This window comes from Nonomuraea sp. C10, assembly GCF_008017515.1.
In the GTDB taxonomy this organism is placed as follows: Bacteria; Actinomycetota; Actinomycetes; order Streptosporangiales; family Streptosporangiaceae; genus Nonomuraea; species Nonomuraea ferruginea.
Map to the genome: position 1 here is coordinate 3,677,893 of NZ_VPFF01000001.1, position 24,854 is coordinate 3,702,746.

Annotated in this window: 23 protein-coding genes and 1 riboswitch; of the genes, 14 read left to right on the forward strand and 9 right to left on the reverse strand. The window is 73.6% G+C overall.

What is annotated here, in order from left to right:
* Positions 1–83: 83 nt before the first annotated feature.
* Entirely contained in the window at positions 84–1,574 is a 1,491-nt protein-coding gene (locus FR742_RS16815; protein ID WP_148031812.1) for an MFS transporter, read from the reverse strand.
* 59 nt (positions 1,575–1,633) lie between these two features.
* Between FR742_RS16815 and FR742_RS16820 the strand changes: the two genes are divergently transcribed.
* Positions 1,634–3,781, forward strand: a complete 2,148-nt coding sequence (locus FR742_RS16820) for a BTAD domain-containing putative transcriptional regulator (protein ID WP_148031813.1) — start codon at positions 1,634–1,636, stop codon at positions 3,779–3,781.
* A gap of 164 nt (positions 3,782–3,945) precedes the next feature.
* Positions 3,946–4,686, forward strand: coding sequence for a DUF2249 domain-containing protein (locus tag FR742_RS16825; protein ID WP_148031814.1), 741 nt, complete (start codon positions 3,946–3,948; stop codon positions 4,684–4,686).
* Between the two features lie 51 nt (positions 4,687–4,737).
* Here the strand turns inward: FR742_RS16825 and FR742_RS45855 are convergent, their stop codons facing one another.
* The gene (locus tag FR742_RS45855) at positions 4,738–4,872 is read right to left on the reverse strand and encodes a hypothetical protein (RefSeq protein WP_261808576.1); all 135 of its coding nucleotides are present in this window, start codon (positions 4,870–4,872) and stop codon (positions 4,738–4,740) included.
* A 175-nt stretch (positions 4,873–5,047) separates the two neighbouring features.
* Between FR742_RS45855 and FR742_RS16830 the strand changes: the two genes are divergently transcribed.
* A complete protein-coding gene (locus FR742_RS16830) occupies positions 5,048–5,263 on the forward strand; it encodes a hypothetical protein (RefSeq protein ID WP_148031815.1) in 216 nt (71 codons plus the stop codon).
* Positions 5,264–5,473: 210 nt separating this feature from the next.
* On the opposite strand, the gene FR742_RS45860 is transcribed toward FR742_RS16830, so the two are convergent.
* On the reverse strand, positions 5,474–9,538 hold the full coding sequence (locus FR742_RS45860; protein ID WP_261808577.1) for a multicopper oxidase domain-containing protein: 4,065 nt from the start codon (positions 9,536–9,538) through the stop codon (positions 5,474–5,476).
* Between the two features lie 233 nt (positions 9,539–9,771).
* Between FR742_RS45860 and FR742_RS16845 the strand changes: the two genes are divergently transcribed.
* Entirely contained in the window at positions 9,772–10,566 is a 795-nt protein-coding gene (locus tag FR742_RS16845) for a universal stress protein (protein WP_148031816.1), read from the forward strand.
* A 42-nt stretch (positions 10,567–10,608) separates the two neighbouring features.
* Positions 10,609–11,349 (forward strand): hypothetical protein, encoded by a 741-nt coding sequence (locus FR742_RS16850; RefSeq protein WP_148031817.1) that lies wholly within the window; start codon positions 10,609–10,611, stop codon positions 11,347–11,349.
* 8 nt (positions 11,350–11,357) lie between these two features.
* On the opposite strand, the gene FR742_RS16855 is transcribed toward FR742_RS16850, so the two are convergent.
* On the reverse strand, positions 11,358–12,245 hold the full coding sequence (locus FR742_RS16855) for a LysR family transcriptional regulator (protein ID WP_148031818.1): 888 nt from the start codon (positions 12,243–12,245) through the stop codon (positions 11,358–11,360).
* Positions 12,246–12,317: 72 nt separating this feature from the next.
* Between FR742_RS16855 and FR742_RS16860 the strand changes: the two genes are divergently transcribed.
* From FR742_RS16860 to FR742_RS16870, 3 genes are all read left to right on the forward strand, one after another.
* Positions 12,318–12,704: a RidA family protein gene (locus FR742_RS16860; RefSeq protein WP_148031819.1), complete on the forward strand. Its 387-nt coding sequence runs from the start codon at positions 12,318–12,320 to the stop codon at positions 12,702–12,704.
* Positions 12,705–12,747: 43 nt separating this feature from the next.
* A complete protein-coding gene (locus FR742_RS16865; RefSeq protein ID WP_148031820.1) occupies positions 12,748–13,134 on the forward strand; it encodes a VOC family protein in 387 nt (128 codons plus the stop codon).
* A 72-nt stretch (positions 13,135–13,206) separates the two neighbouring features.
* A complete protein-coding gene (locus tag FR742_RS16870) occupies positions 13,207–14,211 on the forward strand; it encodes a LacI family DNA-binding transcriptional regulator (RefSeq protein WP_148031821.1) in 1,005 nt (334 codons plus the stop codon).
* A gap of 21 nt (positions 14,212–14,232) precedes the next feature.
* On the opposite strand, the gene FR742_RS16875 is transcribed toward FR742_RS16870, so the two are convergent.
* From FR742_RS16875 to FR742_RS16885, 3 genes are all read right to left on the reverse strand, one after another.
* Entirely contained in the window at positions 14,233–14,607 is a 375-nt protein-coding gene (locus FR742_RS16875) for a DoxX family protein (protein ID WP_148031822.1), read from the reverse strand.
* 105 nt (positions 14,608–14,712) lie between these two features.
* Complete coding sequence (locus FR742_RS16880) at positions 14,713–15,597, reverse strand: D-alanyl-D-alanine carboxypeptidase family protein (RefSeq protein WP_148031823.1); 885 nt, start codon at positions 15,595–15,597, stop codon at positions 14,713–14,715.
* A 12-nt stretch (positions 15,598–15,609) separates the two neighbouring features.
* A riboswitch (cyclic di-AMP (ydaO/yuaA leader) is annotated at positions 15,610–15,743 on the reverse strand.
* Between the two features lie 108 nt (positions 15,744–15,851).
* Positions 15,852–16,292 (reverse strand): hypothetical protein, encoded by a 441-nt coding sequence (locus FR742_RS16885; protein WP_148031824.1) that lies wholly within the window; start codon positions 16,290–16,292, stop codon positions 15,852–15,854.
* A gap of 220 nt (positions 16,293–16,512) precedes the next feature.
* On the opposite strand from FR742_RS16885, the gene FR742_RS45225 reads away from it, so the two are divergent.
* Together FR742_RS45225 and FR742_RS16890 are read left to right on the forward strand one after the other, a co-directional pair.
* On the forward strand, positions 16,513–16,905 hold the full coding sequence (locus FR742_RS45225) for a family 43 glycosylhydrolase (RefSeq protein ID WP_222708959.1): 393 nt from the start codon (positions 16,513–16,515) through the stop codon (positions 16,903–16,905).
* Positions 16,902–17,567 carry a family 43 glycosylhydrolase gene (locus FR742_RS16890; protein ID WP_222708960.1) on the forward strand — a complete coding sequence of 222 codons (666 nt, stop codon included), beginning with the start codon at positions 16,902–16,904 and terminating at the stop codon, positions 17,565–17,567. The genes FR742_RS45225 and FR742_RS16890 overlap by 4 nt, the downstream gene beginning before the upstream one ends.
* 12 nt (positions 17,568–17,579) lie before the next feature.
* Here FR742_RS16890 and FR742_RS16895 read toward each other — a convergent pair whose 3' ends face one another.
* Positions 17,580–18,164 (reverse strand): TetR/AcrR family transcriptional regulator, encoded by a 585-nt coding sequence (locus FR742_RS16895; protein WP_148031825.1) that lies wholly within the window; start codon positions 18,162–18,164, stop codon positions 17,580–17,582.
* A gap of 145 nt (positions 18,165–18,309) precedes the next feature.
* On the opposite strand from FR742_RS16895, the gene FR742_RS16900 reads away from it, so the two are divergent.
* From FR742_RS16900 to FR742_RS16915, 4 genes are all read left to right on the forward strand, one after another.
* On the forward strand, positions 18,310–19,254 hold the full coding sequence (locus tag FR742_RS16900) for a chlorophyllase/cutinase-like alpha/beta fold protein (RefSeq protein ID WP_148031826.1): 945 nt from the start codon (positions 18,310–18,312) through the stop codon (positions 19,252–19,254).
* A gap of 143 nt (positions 19,255–19,397) precedes the next feature.
* Positions 19,398–19,892: a signal peptidase II gene (locus tag FR742_RS16905; protein WP_148031827.1), complete on the forward strand. Its 495-nt coding sequence runs from the start codon at positions 19,398–19,400 to the stop codon at positions 19,890–19,892.
* A gap of 72 nt (positions 19,893–19,964) precedes the next feature.
* Positions 19,965–20,909 carry an ATP-binding cassette domain-containing protein gene (locus FR742_RS16910; RefSeq protein WP_148031828.1) on the forward strand — a complete coding sequence of 315 codons (945 nt, stop codon included), beginning with the start codon at positions 19,965–19,967 and terminating at the stop codon, positions 20,907–20,909.
* The gene (locus FR742_RS16915; protein WP_148031829.1) at positions 20,906–21,667 is read left to right on the forward strand and encodes an ABC transporter permease; all 762 of its coding nucleotides are present in this window, start codon (positions 20,906–20,908) and stop codon (positions 21,665–21,667) included. Before FR742_RS16910 ends, FR742_RS16915 begins: the two co-directional genes overlap by 4 nt.
* Here FR742_RS16915 and FR742_RS16920 read toward each other — a convergent pair.
* Positions 21,651–24,809 (reverse strand): BTAD domain-containing putative transcriptional regulator, encoded by a 3,159-nt coding sequence (locus tag FR742_RS16920; protein WP_148031830.1) that lies wholly within the window; start codon positions 24,807–24,809, stop codon positions 21,651–21,653. The two genes, FR742_RS16915 and FR742_RS16920, sit on opposite strands and share 17 nt — an antisense overlap.
* Positions 24,810–24,854: the final 45 nt, after the last annotated feature.

A 24,854-nucleotide genomic window follows, 5' to 3' on the forward strand; every position in this document is an offset into this window, starting at 1 on the left:
GGGTCAGAGGCCACGGTCCCGTGATGGGACGGACCTTCGCCCCTCGTCCCGGCGGGCCGTCATCCCGCTTCCGGCGGCGGTGCTTACCGGTCCCCGCCGATCGGGCGGAGATGCCTCAGCAAGGTCATGGCGGTCACGGCCAGGCCGAGCATGAGCACCCCGCTCAGGGCCGTGACGACGAGCAGCCCTTGGGTGAAGGCGGCCTGCGCCTCCGCCACCAGGTCCGCGGCCTGGCCCGGCGGCAGCGCGGCTGCGGCGGTCAGCGCCTCGCCGAGCGAGCCGCCCGCGTGCGGCGAGGTGACCGTGCCGCCGTAGACGGCGGTGCCGACGCTGCCGAGCAGCGCGATGCCGAGCGCGATGCCCAGCTCGCCGCCGCACTCGGCCATCGCCGACGCGGACCCGGACCGCTCCGGCGGCGCCGCTCCGACGATGAGGCCGAGCCCCAGCGCACCCACGGGCGCCATGCCGAGGAAGGCGATCGTGACACCCGCGATCAGCGTGCCGAGGCCGTCGCCCGCCACGACGACGGCGAACCCGGCGGCGGACATCACCAGCCCGGCCCCGACGACGAGGCCCGGCCGGAACACGCCCGCGACGAGCGGCGCCGCGAGCGACCCCGCGACCAGGCCCAGAGCGGGGACGGCCATCCACAGGCCCGCGGCCAGCGGCGAGAGGCCCTCGACGAGCTGCAGGTGCTGGCTCACGAACAGGTAGACGCCGCCCTGCAGCACCATGGCCAGCGCCAGGATCAGCAGGGCCGCGCTGAACGAGCGGTCGCCGAACAGGCGCAGGTCCACCAGCGGCTCCGCCAGCCGGCGCTGCCGCCGGACGAACGCCCAGCCGAACGCCAGCCCGACGCCGAGGGCCGCGTACGCCACCGGCTGCCCCGGGTCGTCGGCCAGCTCCTTCAGTCCGTGGACGAGCGGCAGGATCGCGGCCAGCGACATCGCCACGCTCGCCAGGTCGAGCCTGCCGGAGCCCTCGGCCCTGGTCTCCGGCAGCAGGACCAGACCGCCCACCAGGACGGCCACCATGATCGGCACCCCCATCAGGAACACCGAGCCCCACCAGAAGTGCTCCAGGAGCACCCCGCCGATCACCGGCCCGGCCGCCGCCCCGCCCATGAAGCAGGCGGTGAACACGCCGATGGCCAGGGCGCGCCGCCTGGCGTCGGCGAACAGCCCGGCCACCAGCGCCAGCGCGGACGGCCCGATCGTGGCGCCCGCGATCCCCAGCAGCACGCGGGCGCCGATCAGCATCACGGTCGTGGTGGAGTACGCGGCCACGAGCGAGGCGGCGGCGAACGCGGCCGCACCGATCAGCAGCAGCCTGCGGCGGCCGATCCGGTCGCCGATCGAGCCCATGGTGATGATGAATCCGGCGATCATGAACCCGTACACGTCGGTGATCCACAGCAGCTCGGTGGCGCTGGGGTTCAGGTCGGCGGCCAGGTGAGGCAGCGCGAGCATCAGCACCGTGTTGTCCACGGCGAGCAGGAGCGTGGCCAGGGCGAGCACGAGCAGCCCCAGCCACGCCCGCGCCCCGGTCCTGGGGGAAGTCGTGGTGGTCGTCATGCGATCAGCCTGGAGGGCGGACGTTCGGGTCCTGTTCGGAACTGCTTAGGGTGAGATCCATGCGCTTCGCCGTACTCGGGCCGCTCGAGGTGATCGCCGACGACGGGCGTGCCGTGCGCGTGCCCGAGCTCAAGGTACGGGCGCTCCTGGCCTGCCTGCTCGCCGGAGACGGGCAGGTCGTGGCCGCCGACCGGCTGATCGGGAACCTGTGGGGGCCGGAGCCGCCGGGCAACCCGCTGGGCGCGCTGCGCGCCAAGGCGTCGCAGCTGCGCAGGGCGCTGGACGAGGCGGAGCCGGGTGCCAGGGAGCTGATCGTCACGCGGTCGCCCGGCTACCTGGTCGGCGGCGACACCGACGCCCGCCGCTTCCGCGAGGCCGCCGGCCGGGCCGGGGCCGCCGGGGACCCCCGGGAGAGAGCCGCCCTGCTGGCCGAGGCGCTGTCGTGGTGGCGCGGCCCGGCCTTCGCCGGCTTCCCCGGCGAACCGCTCGTGCGGGGGGCCGCGGCCCGGCTGGAGGAGCAGCGGCTGACGGCTCTGGAGGACTACGCCGACGTACGGCTGGCTCTCGGGCAGGACTCCTCCCAGATCGGCGAGCTGGCCGAACTGGCCGCTCAGCACCCCACGAGGGAACGCTTCCACGGCCTGCTCATGCGCGCCCTCTACCGTTCGGGGCGGCAGGCCGAGGCGCTGGAGGTCTACCGGTCCCTGCGTGAGCGCGTCCGCGACGAGCTGGGCCTCGACCCCGGTCCCGAGCTCGCCGCTCTCCACCAGGCGATCCTGGAGCAGAGCCCCGGCCTGCGCCGCCCGGCGGTCGTCCCGGCGCCCGCCCCCGCCCGGCTGCCCGAACCGCTCACCGAGCTCGTGGGCCGCGACGAGGCCCTCGACGAGCTGGCCGCGCTGCCACCCGCCACCCGGCTCGTGACGCTCACCGGCACGGCCGGCGTCGGCAAGAGCCGCCTCGCCCTGGCTGCCGCCCACCGGCTCGCCGGCGACTTCCCCGGCGGCGCGTACCTGGTGGAACTGTCATCGGTCACCGCGGGCCCGGACGTGGCCGAAACCATCGCGACGACACTCGGGGTACGCGACGACGGCGGCGCGGGGGCGGCACCCGGCATGACCGGCGACGGCGAAGCCGACGGGACAACGCGCGGAGTGATCAGCGGCGGCGCGGGCGCGACCGTGCCGGGGGTGCCCGGCGGAATGGGGGAGTCGATCGCCGCGGTCTTCGGCGATCGCCGGGCTCTGCTGGTGCTCGACAACTGCGAGCATGTGGTGGAGGCGGTGGCCGAGCTTGTGGAGCGGCTGCTGCGCGGTGGGTCCGGGCTGTGTGTGATCGCCACCAGCCGGGAGCCTCTGGGGGTGACCGGCGAGGTGGTGCGGGAGGTGCCGCCGCTGGACGTATGGGCGGCGATGCGGCTGTTCGCCGCCCGGGCCGCCGACGCGCAGCCGGGTTTCGCGCTGACCGCTGGGGACGCCGACGCCGCCGAGGTGATCTGCCGCCGCCTCGACGGCATCCCGCTGGCGCTGGAGCTGGCCGCCGCCCGGACGCGTTCGCTGGGCGTGGCGGCCCTGGCGGCGCGGCTGGACGACCGCTTCCGGCTGCTGTCGGCGGGACGCCGGGCCGGCCCCGCCCACCAGCGGACCCTCAGGGCGGCACTCGACTGGAGCTGGGAGCTGCTCACCGAGCCCGAACGCGTGGTGCTGCGCCGCCTGGCCGTCCAGGTGGGCGGCTGCACGCTGGAGGCCGCCGAACGGGTCTGCGCCGTGCCTCTGCCGATCGAGGGAGCGCCGCCCGCCCGCGGGTCGGACCTCGCGCCGGACGACGTCGCCGACCTGCTGGCCCGGCTGGTGGACCGGTCGCTGATCGTACGGTCGGGCGACAGGTACCGGTTGCTGGAGTCCGTGGCCGCGTACGGGCTGGAGCGCCTGCGCGAGGCAGGCGAGCACGACCGCGTCCTGAGCTGGTACGCCACCTACTACACCCAGCTCGCCGAGTGCGCGGAGTCGTACCGGAGCGGGCCCGCGCGGCACCGCTGGATCCGGCGGCTGGACGCCGAGGCCGCCAACCTGCGCGGCGCGCTGGATGCCGCCATGAGCCTGGGCGACACGCGGCTGACCGAGCGGTTCACCGCCTCGCTCGGCTGGTACTGGGTGCAGGCCGGCCGGTTGGCCGAGGAGCCGGGCCTGCGTGACCTGCAGGCTACGTGAGCCGTCGCCCGCCAGAGGCGAAGGGCCCGGAAATCGGGGTCCTAGTGCCCGCCCGCCCGGTGACTTGTAGCCGGTGACACCGGCCGGAACCGCGGCCTAGCGTTTCAGCATGCCGAGTACGCGCGGCCGCGCCCCGTTGCTCACCCGACAGAAAGGCTGAACCCATGACCGCATCCACGGACCGCGGCACTCAGGACGGTGTGCTGGCGACGATCCGCGCCCACCACGACCAGCTCGGCCGGACCATGTCCGACCACGCGCTCACCATCAGCCGCTCGATCGACCGTCTGGCGTCGCCCGCGGCCCGGCGCGGGGTGCTGGTCGACTTCTGCAACCAGGAGGTGCTCCCGCACGCCATGGCGGAGGAGGAGACGGTGTACCGCGTCGCCGCCGACCTGCCCAGGACCAGGCTGCTGGTGCGGGCGATGCACGACGAGCACCTGACGCTGCGCGAGCTGGTCGGCGACCTCGCCTCGGCCGGCTCCCCGGGAGAGATCTCCGCCGCAGCCACGGCGCTGAACGCCGTCTTCCAGAGCCACGTGGAGAAGGAGAACGAGATCCTGCTGCCCGCGCTGGCGGACGCGGGAGTCGACCTCGCCGCCCTGCTCAAGGGCATGCAGGAGGTCCTCGGCGGCGAGCCGGACACCGTCGAGGCCGTCGAGGAGGAGCGGGCCCCGGCCGAGTCGCCGGAGCTCGACGTGCGCCGGTTGGTCCCGGCGCAGCGCCACGAGCAGATCTTCGCCACGTTCGGCGAACTGACCGCGCGTACGGCGTTCGTGCTGGTCAACGACCATGACCCGAAACCTCTCTACTACCAGTTCGCCGCCGAGCACCCGGGCGAGTTCACCTGGGAGTACCTCGAGTCGGGCCCGACTGTCTGGAAGGTCCGCATCGGCCGTCCCTGACCACAAGGCCCGGCCACCTCGGCCAGAGCGCCACGAGGGTCGCCCCGGTGGTCAAGAGCCGGTTGCGGCCGGCTCGATCCGGACCGTGACCCGTTCGCCCGCCTCGGCGAGCCCGTCCAGGCCGGTCGCGTCCGTCAGCCGCGGCAACATCACGGCGAACTGCCGCGACGGCAGCATGTAAATCACGTTCACAAGCCTGGTAGCCGAGCCACAGCACGACCGGCATCCCCCGGAGTGACGCTCGCCGGATTCGACCGCGGCCTGAGCGAACACCCGGCCATCCTAAGTGCGCGAATTCCTCACCTCCCGGCGCGCCAAGATCACTCCCAAGCGGGCCGGGATGAGCGTGAAGTATGCCGGGATGAGCGTGAAGTATTACGCCAGGCTCGAACGCGCCCACCTGCCGCGCCTCGCGCACGAGGCCAACGGCGGCAACGCCATCCCGCGCCGCCGCCCCACGCAGCCGACGGCACGCCCCGGCCTGCAGTGGATGCTCGACACCCTCACCACCGCCCCGGCGATCGTCGGCAACGACCGGTCGGAACCGCCAACCTCCTCGGCCGCGCCCTGTGCCTGACGTCTGCGTGCCTGACGTCTGCGTGCCTGACGTCTGCGCCCACCTCACCCGGCCGCTGAACTTCGCCGGTTTCACCTTCCTCGACGCCCGGGCCGCTTCGACCTGGTCGGCGAACTGCCCACTCTCGGCGACGACTCCCGCCGCCGCTGGGGCGCCCACGACGTGCGCACCTGGCGCGGCGGTGGGGTGCGAGGGCGGGCATGGCTCCGCTCAGCGGGCGCTCACCTTGAACAGGCCGTGCGCGCCGGCCTCCGCCTGCCGCATCGTGTGGTCCACGACCGGGTACGTGCCCGCCTCCGGGAAGACCAGCTCGGCGAAGCCGCCCTGGGCGGGGGCCAGATCCACCACCTGCGCGCCGCCCGCGTCGTCCTTCCGCAGCCGGTACGCGCCTTCCTTGTAGATCGTGTCGAACGGCGCCCCCACGACGTGCAGTGCCGTGCCCGAGCTGGGACCTGCGGCGACGGCCCAGATCCGCACCCGCTCCCCGGCCTTCGCCGCCAGCGGCGCGTGGTCGTACCCGGCGGCGGTGCCGTTGAACATCCAGCCGTCAGGGCGTCCCTCGCGGATCTTGGCCACCTGGGCGTCGCCGCCCGGCTCGCCGAGGTGGAGCTCGCCCTGCACCAGGAGGTACTCGCGGTCCACCTCCGGCAGCCCCGGCGGATCGATGACCACCGCGCCGTACATGCCGTTGGCGATGTGCTGCGTCATCGGCATGGTCGAGCAGTGGTACAGCCAGGCTCCGGCGTGCCCGGCGCGGAAGCGGTAGGTGAGGCGTTCGCCCGGCTCGATGGTGCGCATGACCTCGTCCGGCGCGTTCGCCCCGGCGTGGAAGTCGATGCCGTGGCCCATCGTGCCGCCGTTGACGAACGTGACCGTGAAGGTGTCGCCGACCTTGCCGCGCAGCACCGGGCCAGGGACCTTGCCGTTGAACGTCCACACGCGCTGCCGCACGCCGGGCGCGACCTCCTGGACGGCCTGGTCGTCCACGCGGATCTCGACCTGGTGCTCCACGCCTCCCGGCGCGGGCTTGAGCGTCGCGTCGTGCGGGGTCCATTCCGGTGACATGGGCGCGGACAGGTCGAGGCGGGCGGGGGCCGCGGTGTCGCCGCCGGTGTCGCCGCCGGTGTCGCCGCCGGTGGCGTGGCCGCCGTGCGCGGTGCCGGCGGGGACGACGCGCATGGTCATGCCCGCGGCGCGGTGCCCGGCCACGGTGCACCAGCCGTCGACCGCCTCCGCCAGGGGCGGCAGCGTGAGCGTGGCGCTCTCGCCGCGGCCCAGCAGCGGGGTGCGCTCGCCGGTGGCCAGCCGCAGGTCGTGCCGCTGGGCGTCGGTGTTGGTGACGCGCAGCGTCAGCACGGTGCCGGGCGCGGCCTCGATCACCGAGGGCCTGATGCTCATCCCGGCCAGGGTCACCTCGACCGTCCGCGCCCCCGTAGCGGTGACCCTTTCCGCCGTCCCTTCACCACTGGTCGTCGACACCACGACCGCCGCCGCCGTCAGCAGAATCCCCACCACCACCCCGGCCAGCCCGGGCCAAGCCCGCAGCCACCCACCACCAGTCCCTTCACCATCACCGTCACCGCCGCCGGCGCCTGGGGCGGCGCCTGGGGCGGCGTCGGCGGCCGTCGCGCCACCGATGGAGGCGCCGCGAGACGCGTCGCCAGCAGAGGCGCTGCGGGACGCGCCGTCGGCGGAAGCGCCTCCTGCGATCGCGCCGCCGCCGGGTCCGGGGCGGGTCGTCGCGCCGCCGCCGGGTCCGGGGCGGGTCGTCGCGCTGCCGCCGGGTCCCATAAGGGGCGTCGCGCCGCTGGGTCCAATGGGGCTCATCGCGCCGCCGTCGGGTCCCATGAGGGGCGTCGCGCCGCCGCTGGTGGGGCCGTGGCCTGGTGTCGTGACGGTTGTCTTCTCGGCTGCTGGGCGCGTACGCCCGAGCGCTCGGGAACGGGTCAGGGCGATCGTGGCCAGGGTCACGAACGCGGCGGTCGCGGCGAGCACGAGTGCCCAGCCGAGCAGGCGCAGGGGCGCGGGCACCGGCAGCGCCAGCAGCGGCACCCCGAGGTTGAAGGCCGCCAGCCGCACCGCCCAGCCGCGCTCCAGCAGCGCCGCGTTCTCCTTGAAACGGGCCGGGCCGCCGCCCAGCACCGCAGGGAGCAGGTGCAGCAGCGAGCCGAGCAGCACCTGGGCGACGAACCCGGCGAGCACCAGCGGCAGCAGCGGATCCAGCCCGGCGGTGACCTCGGCGGCCGGGCGGGTGGCCACGATCGCCAGGTTCGCGGCCAGCGCGATCCCGAACCAGACGACGCCCGCTCCCATCGTCCAGGCCGCCCCGGTGTGCGGGCGCCGCCGGCGCACCGCCTCGGCCAGCGGTGCCAGCGCCGCCACGGTGCCGGCCGCGTAGGCGGCCAGCCCGGCGAGCGCGGCCCACCGCCAGCCGGTCAGCAGCCCGGCCACGGTCACCGCCAAGCCGGGGGCGGCCAGCCACAGCCCGATCCTGGAGGCCCTGCGGGTCCGGTCGGGCATGCGGGTGCGCAGCACGGTCGGCCACAGCGTGAACAGCGTGCCGAGCACGGTCAGCCCCACCCAGCCGAGCAGGTTCACCTCGGCGTGCGCGGCCTGCATGCGCTCGTGGGCATCGGCGTGCAGGACGTGCGCGGCCAGCAGCCCGCCGAGCACGCCACCGGCCGCCAAAGCGCCGGCCGCGCTCACGTACCAGCCGATGACGTGCCCGAACCTGCCGGGCAGCGCCCGGCGCAGCAGCGCGACCAGCACGTACGCGTGCCACAGCACCACGGCCACCACCACGCCCGCGCCGGCCGCGGCGAGCGGCCAGGGACCGGCGGCGACCCCGTACAGGATCGCGATCGTGGCGGCGTTGAGCAGCGCGAGCCGGGCGAGGCTCGCCGTCTGCGCGGGGGTCCTGGTGCGCAGCAGCGCGACGGTGAAGTGCTCGCTCCAGATGAGGATCGCGGTGGAGACCCCGCCGAGCAAGAACACGTGGATCAGCAGCCAGCGCGGCGCCGGCAGCACGTCGCCGGCCAGCGCCACCGCGACGGTGAGGGCCAGCCAGCCGACCACGATCGCGTTCGCCCGCAGGTGCCACGACGCGCGCGGGCGCTGCGGCGGCGTGCTCGGGGCACCCGGCCCCTTACGGATCTCGACGGGGTTCACCGCCGGCACCTCCTTATCGTGACCGGACCGCGAGCGCGACGCCGCGACCGCGCATCCGGCGAACAAGAGCAGGGAGAACACGGCCAGGACGCCGCCGAGCGTGCGGACCGCGTCCAGGGCGGCCAGGTCACCGGCGACCCGGGCGGCCACGGCCACGTGCAGCAGCGTCAGCGGCGCGTACAGAACAGGCCGGTACGGGAGCCGCACCCGCAGCACCGCCGGCAGGATCACCGGGGCGTGGCCGAAGACCATCGACATCACGAAGCCGAGGAACAGCGCGTGCAGGGCCGCGTCGTACAGGTAGCGGCCGGACGACAGGCCGGTGGCGGCCCACAGGACTCCGGCCACGCCGAGCCAGGCGTAGCCGGCCAGCAGGCACGCGGCCGCGTACCGGGGCAGGCCGGAGCCGCGGACGGTGTGGCGGGCCACGTCGCGCCAGGCCAGCCAGACGGCGACCAGGACCATCCCGGCCCCGGCCGTCCGCGCGCCCATGGCCGGGCCGGCGAGCGAGACGAGGGCGCCGCCGCCGACCAGCGCGGCCGCGGCCACCAGGCCGCCCCACGCCCCGGGCCGCAGGAAGACGACGTGCGCCAGCTCCAGCCGTTCGGCGGCGATGGTCAGCACGTGGAAGGCGGCGAACCAGACCACCAGCTCCGGGATCGGCCGTCCGGCCAGCCACAGCAGGCCGCCGCCGAACCAGGCCAGCGCGCCGGCCAGCTGCATGAGCGTCTCGCGGCTCACCCGCCGGCCCAGCAGCGCGACGTAGACGGCCACCAGCCAGCCGGCGGCGGCGGTCAGCGCCGCCTTGCCTGCCTGTTCGGCGCCGGCGGCCAGGGCGACCGCCCCGAAAGCGGACAGCGCGGGGGCCGCGTATCCCCAGAGCTGCCGGAGCGCCACCGCGCGTTCCAGCGAGATCAGCGTGCCCAGGAAGCCCAGCGCCATCAGCGGCCCGTGCTGCTCCGTGAACGCCGCGGGGGCGGGCAGCCAGGCGACCAGCAGGGCCACTCCGCCGAACAGGCCCGCGACCAGCGCCACCGCGGCCCCGCCCAGCAGGGGGAGCCGCCCGGCGGCCAGACGGGGGCCGGGGTGCGCACGGGTCGTCGGCACGGGCGGTTGCTCCACTTCCGGGAGGGACGTGACCAACGTAGGGCGAGCTCAGGCCGCCGGTCGGGGGCCGAAGGTCATCTCGGGAAGGACCAAAGTCCTTTCCACCCGATCGGCAGACGGGCTCAAGGAAGCCGCGTACGGAGCGTGACCCGGGGTATGGGGCGCCCCACCGCCCTCGACAAGCGACCACGCCGCGAGATCATCTGCTCCACCACGCCAAGGAGGACATTTCCGTGGAACGCGTCATCGCCGGATTCGACGGCTCGCCGGGCTCCGTCAGGGCGCTCGGGTGGGCGCTCGGCCAGGCTCGCCTGCACCGCGCCGAGCTCCAGCCCCGGACGATCCTGCCGGACCGGACATCGGCGACCGGCGAGAAGACCGAGGAAGGCCTGCGCCGGGCGGCCGGCGACATCACCCGGGGCTACGCCGAACCGCGCTTCGGCCACGGCGGTGCCGCGGCCGGCCTCATCGCCGCCTGCTCCCCCGGCGACCTGCTCGTCGTCGGTTCGCGGGGCCACAACCGGCTCGCCGGGCTGCTGCTCGGCTCGGTCAGCAAGGCCTGCCTGTACCAGGCGCCCTGCCCGGTGACCGTCGTCCCGGACCTACCGCGCCTGTCCGACTCGCACAGCCACGTGATCGCCGCGGTCGACGGATCGGAGCACGCCCGGCACGCCCTGCGGGTGGCGGCCGAGGAAGCCGCGCTGCGCGGCGTCGACCTGCACGCCGTGCACGCCGTGCACTGGGACTCCGTCGGGGTCGAACTGGTCAAGCCCGACACCGACCGGCTGATGGAGTGGGGCGAGCGCACGCTGGACCGCGAACTGGCCGAGACCGGGGTCAAGGCCCGGCCCCTCGTCGTCCAGGGCCATCCCACCGACGTGCTGACGAGGCTCGGCGCCGAGGCGGACCTGCTCGTCCTCGGTTCCCACGGCCGCAGCCGGCTGGAAGGCGTCCTGCTCGGGTCCACCAGCGAGTACTGCGCCCAGCACGCGCCCTGCCCGGTCATGATCACCCGTGACGTGACGTGACGGCTGGCCTTTCCGCGGGCGCGGGCCGTACGATTCCGCGTCATGATCATTCGTTTGTCTGCGGCGGTGGCCGCCGGTGTGGTGCTTCTGTCAGGTGCGGCCCACGCCGACCCGGTCAAGGGCGCACCTGAACTGACCCACAACGCGCTCTACAAGGCGGCCAAGCTGCCCAAGGTCTCCTGCGGGGCGGCCAAGGGCACGACCGCCGCCTCGACCAGGACGTACATCACCAAGCTCGTCGGCTGTCTCAACAAGGCGTGGAAGCCGGCCATCAAGGACTTCCAGCCGGTCAAGGTGGAGTTCAGGGCCAAGGACGACCTCCAGTCCTGCTCCAGCGGCATGGACCTGCGCGAGTCCTTCTCCGAGGTCTGCGGCACCGTCATCAAGGTGCGGCTGGCTGACGACTGGATCAGGGCGAAGAAGGACGACAAGATCCTCTCCTCGCTCACCCGGACCTGGAGCGGCGTCGTCCTCGGCCAGACCGGCATCGGCCGGGCCTGGTGGGCGCTGCGGAACGACGGCTCGGAGAAGGTGATGAACGAGCAGAACCGCCGGTACGGCCTGCAGTCCGACTGCCTCCAGGGCGTGTCGGTGAAGAGCCTGGGCCGCACCGTCAAGGACTGGCCGGCCTTCCTCAAGTCCGCTCAGCCCAAGGCGTATGCCAGGTTCGCCAAGAACGACGGCAAGCCCGCCAACCGCGCTCACTGGGCCGGGCAGGGCCACAAGGCCGGCAAGCCGGGCGCGTGCAACACGTGGAAGGCGCCGTCCGCCAAGGTCGCGTGACCCCCTCGTCAGGGCAGCGTCGCCAGGAAGTTGGCGACCACCGGGTTCGGGTCGTCACGGCGCCAGGCGGCGGCGACGCGGGTGCGGGCCGTGCCGGGCGTGATCGCGCGGAAGGCGACCCCGGCGAGCCGGACGCGCCGGATGCTCGCCGGGGCCAGCGACACGCCCAGCCCGGCCTCCACCAGGGCGCACACCGTCAGCCATTCCACCGCGTGCCGGCCGATCCGCGGGGTGAAGCCCGCGCCGGCGCACAGGTCCGTGATCTGGTCGTACAGGCCCGGCCCCGCCGCGCGGGGCAGGAGCACGAACGGCGAGTCCGCCAGCCGCGTCAGCGGGACGGACCGGAGGGACGCCAGCGGATGCGCGGACGGCAGGACGGCGACGAAGGGCTCGGTCAGCACCGTCGCGAAGCCGAGCTCCGCCTCACCGGAGTGCGGCTCGCGCAGCAGGCCGACGTCGATCGTCCCGTCGTGCAGGGCGGCGAGCTGCGGGGCCGTGGTCATCTCGCGGATGTCGGGCCGCACCTCGGGGAACCGTTCCAGGAAGGCGCGCAGCAGGCCGGGCAGCACGGTCAGCGCCAGTGAGGCGGCGAACCCGATCCGCAGCCGGCCGGTCCGCCCGCTTCCCGCGTCCCGCGCGGCGGAGAGCCCGGCCGCGACGCCGGCGAGGGCCCGCTGGGCGGCCGGCAGCAGCTCCCGGCCCGCGGCGGTGAGGGAGATCCGGCCCGGCTCGCGGTGGAAGAGCGGGTGGCCGACCCTCTCCTCCAGGCGGCGGATCTGCTGGCTCAGCGGCGGCTGCGCGATGCCGAGGCGGACGGCCGCGTGGCCGAAGTGGAGTTCCTCGGCGAGCACGGCGAACGCGTGCAGGTGGTGCAGCGGAAGCTCGGGACGGTCCATACGCCCAGAGATATCAGCCCATGAGTCCACGCGTCTTCGACGTATCGCCGCCGATCACCTATCGTGCCGCGCATGACAGAGCGACGCGCCATCCTCAGCGGTTCGGTCTTCGAGGAGCAGATCGGCTACGCCCGCGCCGTGGTGGACGGTGACTGGGTGCACGTGTCCGGGACGACCGGCTTCGACTACGCCACCATGACGATCTCCGGCGACGTGGTGGAGCAGGCCGAGCAGTGCCTGCGCAACATCGGGTCGGCGCTCGCCGAGGCCGGGTGCGGCTTCGGCGACGTGGTCAGGGTGCGCTACCTGCTGCCCGACCGCGCCGACTTCGAGCCCTGCTGGCCCGCGCTGCGCCGCTGTTTCGGCGAGGTCCGCCCGGCCGCGACGATGCTGGTCTGCGGGCTCGCCGACCCGCGCATGAAGATCGAGATCGAGGTGTACGCGCGCCGTCCGTCCTGACCGGCGGCGCCTGAACCGGCGCCGGCGGGGAACGCTCCGGGTCATGGAAGTGCTGAGCAGCCGCGTACTGCTGCGCCCCGGTGACCTGGAGCGCAGCCGCCGTTTCTACGCCGAGACGCTCGGCCTGGCCGTCTACCGGGAGTTCGGCCCGCCGGACCATCCCGGCGTCGTCTTCTTCCTCGGGCAGGGGTTCCTCGAACTGTCGGGGCATTCCGGCGGACCGGCGGGCGAGCGCATGATGCTGTGGTTGCAGGTCCGCGACGTGGGCCGGGAGGAGGAGCGGCTGCGGCGGGCGGGCGTCACCGTGCTGCGCGAGGCCAGGCGGGAGCCGTGGGGGCTGATCGAGCTCTGGATCGCCGACCCCGACGGGCACCGGATCGTGCTGGTGGAGGTGCCGCCCGAGCATCCGCTGCGGCGCGATCCGCGCTGAGACGCGGTCTCTCGGGGGCGCCCGTAGCATTGATACGGTTCAAGCGCCGCCGCACTTCATGACCGAGGAACGATGCCGAGCATCAAAGACGTCGCCCGACTCGCCGGGGTTTCCGTCGGCACCGTGAGCAACGTGCTCAACCGGCCCGAGATGGTGGCCAGGGAGACCCGCATGCGGGTGGAGGCGGCGGTGGCCCAGCTCGGCTACGTGCGCAACGGCTCCGCCCGCCAGCTGCGGGCCGGGCGCAGCACGACGATCGCCGTGGTCGCGCTCGACCTGACCAACCCGTTCTTCATCGACGTGCTGAACGGCGTCGAGACCGCCGCGCAGGACGTCGACGTCAACGTGATGGTGGTCAACAGCAGCAAGGACGCCGCCCGGGAGGCGCGGCTGCTGCGCATGTTCGAGGAGGAGCGCCCGCTGGGCGTGCTGATCACCCCGGTCAACGCCTCGGGCCAGCGGGAGCGGCTGGGCGGGCTGATCTCCCGGGGCATCCCTGTGGTGACGTTCGACAGCTCGTCGCGCCACTCCTACGGGTGCGCCGTCTCGGTGGACGACGTGCTCGGCGGCCGGCTCGCCGGGCGTCACCTGCTCGACCGGGGTCACCGGCGGATCGCCTTCGCCGGCGGGCCGTTCCCCGTCCGCCAGGTGGAGGACCGCCACCACGGCCTGGCCGGCGTGCTGGGCCCGGACAGCGAGCTGACCGTGATCCCGCTGCCGGACCTCACCGTCGCCACCGGCCGCCAGGCCGGCAAGGAGCTGGCCGGCCTGGCCCGCGAGGAGCGGCCCACCGCCGTGTTCTGCGCGAACGACCTGGTGGCGATGGGCGTGCTGCAGGAGCTCACCCAGCGCGGCCTGCGGGTCCCCGCCGACGTGGCGATTCTCGGGTACGACGACATCGACTTCGCCGCGGCGGCGGCCGTGCCGCTGTCGTCGATCCGCCAGCCGCGCGAGCAGCTGGGCCGCACCGCGGCGCTGATGCTGCTGGAGGAGGCCAACAGCCCCGGCGGCCACGAGCACCGTCACGTGGTCTTCCAGCCTGACCTGGTGGAGCGGGTCTCGACGGCGCACCCGTGAATCCCGGGCCGAGCTGTCACGTCAGAAGGCATGGGGGCCGAAGCGGCCCCAGGCCACGAACGCGGCCAGGACGAGCAGCACCACGTTGACGGCGATCGCCGGATGCTCCCCGCGCCGGCCGTGCGTGACCGCGGCGCCGATCATGACGATGACCAGCCCGGCCGCCGCCAGCGGGGTGAGGATCGGGACGACGCCGAACGTCGCCGGCAGGATCAGCCCGAGCGCGGCCAGCACCTCCAGCCCGCCGATGGCCTTGACCGCGCCGACGGAGAAGTCCTCCGTCCAGGCCAGGCCGGCGGCCGCGAGCCTCTCCTTGGGCTGCGCCAGCTTCATCAGCCCGGCCACACCGAACACGGCGGCCAGCAGGCCCGCGACGATCCACAGTGCGAGGTTCATGGGGGGTCCCGTTCTCACGCGGCTTGAAATGGTCAACAGGACCTTAGAGGGTGCGGCGGTCCGTCCGTACGAGCGGCCCTGGCCGGGCCGCTCGCACGGAGACCGCTATCGCTGTGCGGCCGCGGCGCCGGCCCAGCCGAGCAGGGCCTCGGCGGTCTGGAAGCGGCGGCTGGAGCTGGTCTCGCCGAGGAGGACGCCGACGAGCCGGCTGCCGCCCCGATCGGCGGCGAAGGCGAGCGTGTAACCGGCGGCGCGGGTGTAGCCGGTCTTGACGCCGAGCGCGCCGGAGGTGCCGAGCAGGCGGTTGGTGTTGCGCCACGAGTACGAACGGCGCTCGGAGGTCGCGGGGACGGTGTGGTACTGGGTCGAGGTGACCTTCTCCAGGGTCGGGTTCTCCAGCACCTTCTGGGCCAGGCGGACCTGGTCGCGGGCGGTGGAGTGGCCGCCGCCGCCGTAGGGCATGCCGTCCGCGTTGACGTACAGCGTGTCGTTCATGCCGAGTTGCCGGGCGGTGGCGTTCATCGCGGCCACGAACTCCTCGACGCCCGGCCCGTACGTGCGCGCGAGCGCGTGCGCGGCGTCGGCGCCGGAGGGCAGCATGAGCGCGTGCAGCATGTCCTCGACGGTCAGCGTGTCGCCGGCGCGCAGGTGGGCGACCGCGGCGCCGCCCCTGGCGGCGTAGCCGACGTCGGCGGTGGTGACCTCGACCTTGTCGGTGGGCTCGGCCCGCTGGAGCACCACGTACGCGGTCATCATCTTGGTGAGGCTGGCGACCGGCCTGCGCAGGTCGGCCTCCTTGCTGAAGTGGACCTGGCCGGTGGTGGCGTCGACCAGGTGGGCGGCCGTGGCCAGGACGGCGGGGGCGTGCGCGGCGTCGACGGGGGTGGCGACCGGCGGGGCGGCGTGGGCGGCGGTGCTGCCGGCGGTCAGCGCCGCGGCGGCGACGGCGAGGCCGATCAGCGCTCCGCCGAACCGGTGGGTGACGTTCATCTGGGGGCTTGCTCCTAGCTTCCATGCCGCCTACCGGGTTAGCTGACGGGTTCGGGCGTGGAAGTGCCCTACGGCGCGTGGTGCGCCGATTCACCCCAAGGGGAATGGGTCCCCGGCTCCGCGAACGGATTCGGCGGCCGTGCGCTCCCCGGGGGTGGGGCACGCACGGTCTGGGCAAATGAAGCCTCAACGTAATGCAATCTGACAAACGCCGCAACTCACCACAATTCGGATTTGACCGGCGCTATCGCCGGTCACGCTCCCGGCCGGACGACCATCAGCACGACCACGGCCGCCCAGACCAGGTTGTAGAAGCCGGCGAGCATGGACAGCGCGCGCAGCCGGCTCCCGTCGTCCGGGTCGCGCAGCGCGTCCCGCTGGCGCGGGTAGATCTGGGTGGCCAGCAGGACGGCCGCGACGCCGGTCAGCACCATCGAGGCGACGATCCAGAGCTCCCCCATCCGGCCCTGCGCGAGCGCCATCACGATGCCGACGGCGGGCACCACCAGACCGAACAGGCTGTAGCCGCGGGTGATGCGGTGCAGCGCGGCGGCCACGGACGGGCTGCGCTCGCCCTCGCCCGGTGGGCCCGCCACGGGGGCGTAGCGGGGAAACAGGCTCGCGGCCACGGCCGAGCCCCCGACGAACACGATGGCCGCCAGGACGTGCACGGACAGCAGGACGTGATCCCTCACGTTCGATCCTCCAACCTTCAGGGTTACTGAAGCTTAGCGGAAGCTTCAGGCACTCTGAAGGTTGTCCCACCTCCCAGCCAGCGGCGGAGGCGCCCTTGACGGTTGGGGTGTTGGCGTTAACACTTGGCACACGTCTCTCCACCAGCAAGTGAGCACGACGAAGCAACCAGTTGTGTTAGCGCTAACACAACCGGTCGACCCCACCCCCCAAGGAGTCCTCGTGTTGGCTTCCCTGCCGGGCACGGCGCGCCGGATCCTGACGCTCGCCGTCGTCACGATCGTCCTGTCAGCCCTGTTCACGACCGGCCGCGCCCAGGCGGCGCCCGGCCCGTCCTTCACCAACCCCGTCGTCCCGACGCCCAACAGCGCCGACCCGACGCTGGTCTTCCACAACGGCTTCTACTACTACGTCGCCACGACGTGGAACTCCGACGTGGTCATGCGCCGCTCGGCGACGATCGCCGGGCTGCGCAGCGCGCCCGAGCAGGTCGTCGTACGGACCGGCGGCAACACGATGTGGGCGCCGCACCTGGAGATGGTCGGCAGCCGCTGGTACCTGTACTACTCGGTGGAGCAGGGCAGCCTGCCCCCCTCGACGGCAACCTCTACATGACGTTCTCGGCGTTCGCGTCCGACGGCCTGCAGTCGCTGTTCATCGCGCCGATGTCGAACCCGTGGACGGCGAGCGCGTTCGGCAGGCGGATCTCGGCCCCGACCCTGGACTGGGAGCGTCAGAACGGCGCCGTCAACGAGGGCTCCTTCGCGCTGCAGCGGGGCGGCCGCACCTTCCTGACCTACTCGGCCAGCCACTGCAACGGCCCCAACTACAAGCTCGGCATGCTGGAGTACCGCGGCGGTGACCCGCTGTCGGCCGCGTCCTGGACCAAGTTCGCCAGCCCGATCTTCCAGCGCAACGACGCGAACGGCGTCTACGGCCCCGGCCACCACTCCTTCTTCACCTCGCCCGACGGCACCGAGACCTGGATCGCCTACCACGCCAACTCCTCGTCGAGCCAGGGCTGCGGCACCACCCGCACCACCCGGGTGCAGAAGATCTCCTGGAACGCCGACGGCACGCCCAACCTCGGCGTCCCCGTCTCGACCTCGACCGTGATCCCCGGCCCCTCGGGCGAGCCCACCCCTGCCACGGCGCGGATCCGCAACCGGCACAGCGGCCTCTGCCTGGACGACTACAACTGGGTGACCACGCTGGGCGCGGAGGTCCGCCAGTGGACCTGCAACGGCAACACCGCCCAGCAGTGGACCGTCTCCTGACCAGGAGAGGCCCTAGCCGAGGCGCAGCCCCGCGACGAGGAGCCCGGCCATGCGGCGGGCGTCGTAGCGGGGATCGCCGGCGCCGACGCAGAGGTTCCCGATGCCCCGCATGAGTTCGAGGGCGTCCTGGCCGGGGCGGATCTCGCCGGCGGCGGCCGCCGCTTCGAGCAACCGGGCGCACACGGGCACGAGCCGGTCGAGGAAGTAGGCGTGCAGGGCGTCGAAGCCGGCGTTGTCGGACTGCAGGACGGCGGCGAGCCCGTGCTTGGTGACCAGGAAGTCCACGAAGAGGTTGATCCAGCGCTCCAGGGCGGCGTACGGCGTGGCACTGGTCGCCAGCAGGGCCGGACCGGCCTCGGCGCAGGCTTCGACCTGGTGCCGGTAGACGGCGATGATCAGGTCCGCCCGCGTCGGGAAGTGACGGTAGATCGTGGCCGTGCCGACGCCCGCCTTGGCCGCGATGTCGCGTATCGGCGCGTCGACGCCCGACGTGACGAAGACTTCTCCGGCGGCGTCGAGCAGGTTCTTCTCGTTGCGCCGGGCGTCCGCCCGTTTGGGCCGGGCCGCGCGCCCCGCGCCCCGCTCGCCGTCGTTCATCGCGCCGTCCCTCCGGTGTTGCTAAACGGGACAGTGTCCCGTATCGTCAAACGGGACGCTGTCCCGTTTTCTTCATGATGCCAGAGCGGGCGCCCGCCGGCCAACCACGCCGGCCACTTCACCCACGAACGAGGAAGACCTTCCTATGAGCCGATCAGTCATCGCGCCCGCACACGCGGCCCAGGGCGCGCCCATCCCGGTCCTCTCGGCGCGGCCGGTGGTGCTGCCGGCCCCCGGCCGGGGTGAGGACCTCCAGGTGCGCGTGTCCGCGCCCGCCGCCGGGCGCGACCTGCCGATCATCGTCTTCTCGCACGGCTTCGGCTGGTCGATGGACGGGTACGACCCGCTGGCCGGCTTCTGGGCCGCCCACGGCTTCGCGGTGGTCCAGCCCACCCATCTCGACTCCAGGACGCTGAACCTTCCGCCCGACGATCCCCGTACACCGCTGATCTGGCGGTTCCGGGTCGAGGACCTGAAGCGCGTACTCGACCACCTCGACCTGGTCGAAGCCGCCGTCCCCGGCCTGAGCGGGCGTCTGGACCGGAGCCGCGTCGCCGTGGCCGGGCACTCCTGGGGCGCCCAGACGGCGAGCATGCTGCTGGGTGCGCGGATCGTCGACCCCGAAGGCGGGCCGGGGCAGGACCTGTCCGACCCCAGGGTCAAGGCGGGTGTGCTGCTCGCCGCGCCCGGCCGGGGCGGCGCCGACCTGACGCCGTTCGCCGCCGAGCACATGCCCTTCATGAACCCGGACTTCAGCCACATGACCACACCGGCCCTCGTGGTCGCGGGCGACCGGGACCAGTCCCATCTGAGCGTCCGGGGGCCGGACTGGTTCACCGACCCGTACACCTTGAGCCCGGGCGGCAAGAGCCTGCTCACGCTGTTCGGGGCCGAGCACGGGCTCGGCGGCATCGTCGGCCGCGACGTCACGGAGACGACGGACGAGAACCCCGAACGGGTCGCCCTGATCCAGCGGCTCACCACGGCCTACCTGCGCAGCGCGCTCGACCCGGAGTATTCCGGCTGGGCGGCGGCGCGCGCGGCGTTGCTGGAGAGCGCCGACCCGCTGGGTCGCGTCGACTCCGACTGAAGCCCCGCCCGCCGGCCCTCCTCGTCACCCGGACCGTATCGGGCGTCTCCCCCTCGCGTGGCCGCTAGATTGGGCGAAACGGTCATCGGATGGCGAGGTCGAAGGTGCCGATCGGACGAGGGTCCCGGGAGCCGGGACGGGGCATGCGGCCCTACGGATGGATGCTGGTGCTCGCGGCGGCGGTGCTCGCCGTGGACCAGGCGTCCAAGCTCTGGGCGGTCTCGGCGCTCTCCGGCGGCGAGCGCGTCACGGTGATCCCGGAGCTGATCCAGCTGCGGCTGCTGTTCAACCCCGGTGCCGCGTTCTCGATAGGGGCGGGGGCGACGTGGGTGTTCACCCTGACGGCGGCCGCCGCCGTCGCCGGCATCCTCTACACCGGGCGGCGGCTGCGCTCGCCCGCCTGGACCGTCGTGCTGGGCGCGCTGCTCGGCGGCGCGACCTCCCATCTGCTCGACCGCCTGTTCCGCCCGCCGGGCTTCGCTCAGGGTCATGTCGTCGACTTCATCGACTACGGCGGCCTGTTCGTCGGCAACGTCGCCGACATCGCGCTGACCGCCAGTTGCGTCGTCCTCATGGTGCTCACCGTGCGCGGCATCCCCCTGGCCGGCGCGGACGCCGGGGAGCGCCCGAGCTCGTAGCCAGGGCCGTGTCAGCGGCCGCGTCAGCCCGGCGACGGCCCCGTGTCAGAGCGGCCGGCGATGGTGGGCGCCATGAACGATTCAGCCATCGCCGCCTCCGGGCTGCGCAAGGCGTACAAGGACAAGGTCGTGCTCGACGGCGTCGACTTGGACGTCCGGACCGGCACGGTCTTCGCCCTGCTGGGGCCCAACGGCGCCGGGAAGACCACGACGGTGCACGTGCTGACCACGCTGCTGGCCCCCGACGCCGGGAAGGCCGTCGTCGCCGGGCACGACGTGGCCACGGAGACCAAGGCGGTGCGCGCGGCCATCGGGGTCACCGGGCAGTTCGCCTCGGTCGACGACCTCCTCACCGGCGAGGAGAACCTGCTGATGACGGCGGACCTCCTGCACCTGCCCAGGGCGGAGGGCAGGAGGATCGCCGGCCGGTTGCTCGACCGGTTCGACCTGGCCGGATCGGCGGGCAAGCTGGTGGCGTCCTACTCGGGCGGCATGCGCCGCAAGCTGGACCTGGCCATGACGCTGGTCGGCAAGCCGCGGATCATCTTCCTGGACGAGCCCACGACGGGACTCGATCCGCGCAGCCGCCGCACCATGTGGCAGATCATCAGGGAACTCGTGGCCGACGGCACGACCATCTTCCTGACCACTCAGTATCTCCAGGAGGCCGACGAGCTCGCCGACCGGATCGCGGTGCTCGACCAGGGCCGGCTGGTCGCCGAGGGCACGGCCGACGAGCTGAAGCGCCGGGTTCCCGGCGGTCATGTCCGGCTGCGGTTCACCAGCCGGGACGAACTCGACGCCGCGGCGCGGGTCCTGCCCGGGTCCACGAGGGACGACGAGGAGCTGACCTTGCGGGTGCCCGGCGACGGCGGGGTGCGGTCGATCCGGGCGCTGCTCGAACGGCTCGACACGCATGCGGTGGAGGTCGGCGAACTGTCGGTGCACACGCCGGATCTGGATGACGTCTTCTTCGCCCTCACCGGGCACGGCAACAAGGAGGTCAGTGCCCGATGAACGCCTTCTCGGCTTTCCTGGCGGACTCCGCCACCATGGTGCGGCGCGACTTCAGGCACACGATGCGCAATCCGCTGACGCTGTTCAACGCCGTGTTCGTGCCGGTGTTCGTGATGTTCCTCATGGTCCACGTGTTCGGCGGCGCTTTCGACGTCGGGGCCGACTACGTCGACTACGCGACGCCTGGATTGATCATCATGACCATCGGCTACGGCATCGGCCCCACCGCGACCGCGGTGAACTCGGACATGACGACCGGATTCATCAACCGGCTCCGCGTCATGGATGTGTCCAGGGCCGCGGTGCTGAACGCGCACGTGATCGCGATCATGCTGCGGACCATGGTGGCCATCGCGATCATCATCGGGGTGGCGGTGCTGCTGGGATTCCGGCCGGCGGCGAGTCTCCCGCAGTGGCTCGGCGCGATCGGCATCGTCGCGTTGACGGTGCTGGCGATCGGCTGGCTGACCGTCGCGTCCGGGCTCGCCGCGAAGACGCCGGAAGGCGCGGGACTCGCCGGAGTCCCGCTGATGCTCCTTCCCTTCTTGAGCAGCGCCTTCGTGCCGGCCGAGACGATGGGGCCGGGTGCGCGGCAGTTCGCCGAGTACCAACCGTTCACCTCGATCATCGAGACCCTGCGCGGGCTGCTGTCCGGCGCGCCGTCGGCGGGCCCGGCCATCACGGCGGTCGCCTGGTGCGCCGGGCTCACGCTGGTGGGCTACCTGTGGGCGCGCAGGACGTTCACGAAGCGAGCGTGATCCCGGCCAGCTCGCGCCAGTCCTGCCGCTGACCGGCACGGAACGCCTCGGCGAACACGGTCTCGCCGAGGCGGCTCCGCGTGGCCGCGGCGATCCTGGCGGCGTCCGGCTGCGAACGGTCCGGCGTGCCGCGTACACCGTCGCTCGCCGCCAGCAGCCGCACGGCCTGTTCGTACTCCCCCTGGCGCAGCGCGAGGTCCGCGATCCCGATCAGCATCTCGGCGATCATCGGCGGGTGCGGGTGCTCCGTGGCCGCGGCCGCGTGGAACGCCTCCCTCCGGTAGGCGCGGCCCTCCTCGATGTCCTCGGTGAGGTAGCCGTACAGGTGCATGGTCATGGCGTGGACCGAGCCGGGCATGCCCGGCTCGCCCATCACCGCCCGCACCGTGGCCAGGTGTTCGTGCGCCTGGCCCGGCTCGCCGCGCCAGCGCGCCAGCTGCGCCTTCGACAGCGCCAGCTCGGCGAGCGCGTCCGGCCAGACGATCCCGCCCGCGCACCGCTGCGCCTCCGCCATGGCGGACGCGCTGGACCGCTCGTCGCCGAGCAGCCAGTACAGCTGGGCCTGCCGCGCCCGCACGCCGACCACGTCCTCGACGGCGCCCACCTCGGTCAGCGCCCCGACGACCTCCTCGTGGTGCTCGCAGGCGCGGGCGAACTCGCCGCGGGTGGCGAGCCGGTCGGCCAGGAAGGTCAGCGCCAGCGCGATGCCCATCCGGTCGCCCAGCGCGCGGAACTCGGCGAGCGCGGTCTCGGCGTCGAGGTCCACGTCGGTCTCGTCGCCGCCGAGCGTGAGCCGGAACCGGCCCCGGGTGAGCCTGGCCTGCGCGCGCACCCACGGATCGGCGCCGGCGATGAGCGGCTCGAACGCGGGCATGAACTCCGCCGGGCCCCGCAGCGTCCGCTCCAGCAGCTCGACGAAGCCGAGCAGCGGGCGGCGGGACCCGCTGCGCCGGGCCAACCGGTGCGCCTCCTGGATCCACTCCCGCGCCTGATACTGGTCACCGCCGATCCCGGCGGTCACGAACATGGTCACGATGAGGTACGCCATCGCCCGCACCTCGTCGGACACCTCGCCGGGCAGCGAGGCCGCCGCGACGCTCAGCTCGGCGCCCTCGGCTCGGTGCCCGCCGAGATACCAGAAGTAGCCCGCGGCCGCGACCAGCCGCATCGACTCCTGCGCCCATCCCCCGGCGATCGCCCGGCGCAGGGCCGCGGTGATGTTGTCGTGCTCGGCGTCGAGCGTGGCCAGCCATTCCAGCTGCCCGGCCCGGCGCAGGTGCGGATCGGCCGTCTCGGCCAGCTCGGTGAAGTACGCGAGGTGCGCCCGGCGCGCGGGCTCGGTCTCCCCGGCTTCGGCGAGCCGGTAGGCCGCGTACTCCCTGATGGTGTCGAGCATCCGGTAGCGCATCGCGCCCCCGCCGTCGGCGAGCAGCAGCGACTTCTCGATCAACGCGGTCAGCACGTCGAACACCTGCTCCCCGCCGGACGACTCGTCCCCGCACACCCGTACGGCCGCTTCCAGGCTCGCCCCGCCGGAGAACACCGAGAGCCGCCGCAGCACGCGTCGCTCGGCCTCACTCAGCAGGTCCCAGCTCCAGTCGACGACCGCGCGCAGCGTCTTGTGCCGAGGGAGCGCCGTCCGGCTGCCGCTGGTCAGCAGCCGGAACCGATCGTCCAGCCCGCGTGCCAGCTGATCGACGGACATCGTGCGCAGCCGTGCCGCGGCGAGCTCGATCGCCAGCGGCATCCCGTCGAGCGCCCGGCAGATCCGCGCCATGGCCGGCAGGGCGGCCGCGTCGGCGCCGATGTCCTGGCGCACCAGGCGCGCGCGGTCGCGCAGCAGCCGCACCGCGGGCGAGGACCCGATCTCGGCCGGGTCCGCCCGCTCGGCGGGCAGCGCGAGCGGCTCGACCTGCCACAGCACCTCCCCGGTGATCCCGAGCGGCTCCCTGCTCGTGGCCAGGATGCGCAGGCTCCGGCATTCCCCCAGCAGCCGATCGGCGAAGGCCGCGGCCTCCTCGATCACGTGCTCGCAGTTGTCCAGGATCAGCAGGATCGCGCGTTCCCGGACCGCGGCGATGAGCCGGTCCGTCCGGTCCCCGCCCCGCACGCCGCCGAGCAGGGCCTGTTCGCGCAGGCCGAGCGCGGTGAGCGCGGCCTGCGCCAGCTCACCGCCCGCCCGCACCGGGGCCAGCTCGACCAGCCACGCCCCGTCCGGCAGCTCGGCCAGCATCGTCCGCGCGGTCTCCGCGGCCAGCCTCGTCTTGCCCGAGCCGCCCGGCCCGGTCAAGGTGACCAGCCGGTGCCTGACGGCCAGGGCGGCGACCGCGGAGACGTCCTCGTCCTTGCCGACGAAGCTCGTCAGCTCGGCGCGCAGGTTGGTCCTGCGGTGCTCCGCCCGCTCGCCCACCTCGCCGCGGAGCAGCGCGACGTGCAGCGCGGACAGCTCGGCCGACGGGTCGGCGCCCAGCTCCTCGGCCAGCCGCTCGCGCGTCCGCTGGTAGACGGTCAGCGCCTCGGGCGTGCGCCCCGCCTCGGCGAGCGCCCGCATCAACGCCGCCACGAACCCCTCGCGCAGCGGGTACGCGGCGACCAGGTCGGTCAGCTCAGAGACCAGCTCCGAGCCGCGGCCGAGGCGGATGTCCGCGTCCACCCGGTCCCCGAGCGCGGCCACGTGGAGCTCGTCCAGCCGCCTGACGGCGGCGTCGAACAGCTCGCTGTCCCGCAGCGCGAGGTCCGCCATCGCCGTGCCGCGCCACAACGCCAGGGCCGTGCGCAGCAGCTCCGCCCGGGCCGCGGGCTCGGCGGCACGGGCCTGACCGGTCAGGCGCTCGAACCGGCACGCGTCCACGGCATCGGGGGCGACGGCCAGCCGGTAGCCGCCGGAGTCCGCCTCGATCACCCCGTCGGGTAACACCCTGCGCAGCCGGGACACCAGCGCCTGCAGGGCGTTCACCGCGTCCGCGGGCGGTCGCCGCCCCCAGATCCAGTCGACCAGTCTCGTACGGGGGACGATCCGGCCGGGTTCGAGGGCGAGCGCGGCGAGCAACGCGCGCAGCCGGACCCCGGGGACCTCTACCACGGCCCCGTCGGGGTTGCGGACCTCGAACGGCCCGAGCAGTCCAACTCGCACAGGGGTCATTGTGCCGAACCCCGGCGGCGTCCCGGACCGCCGGGGCGGCAGGCT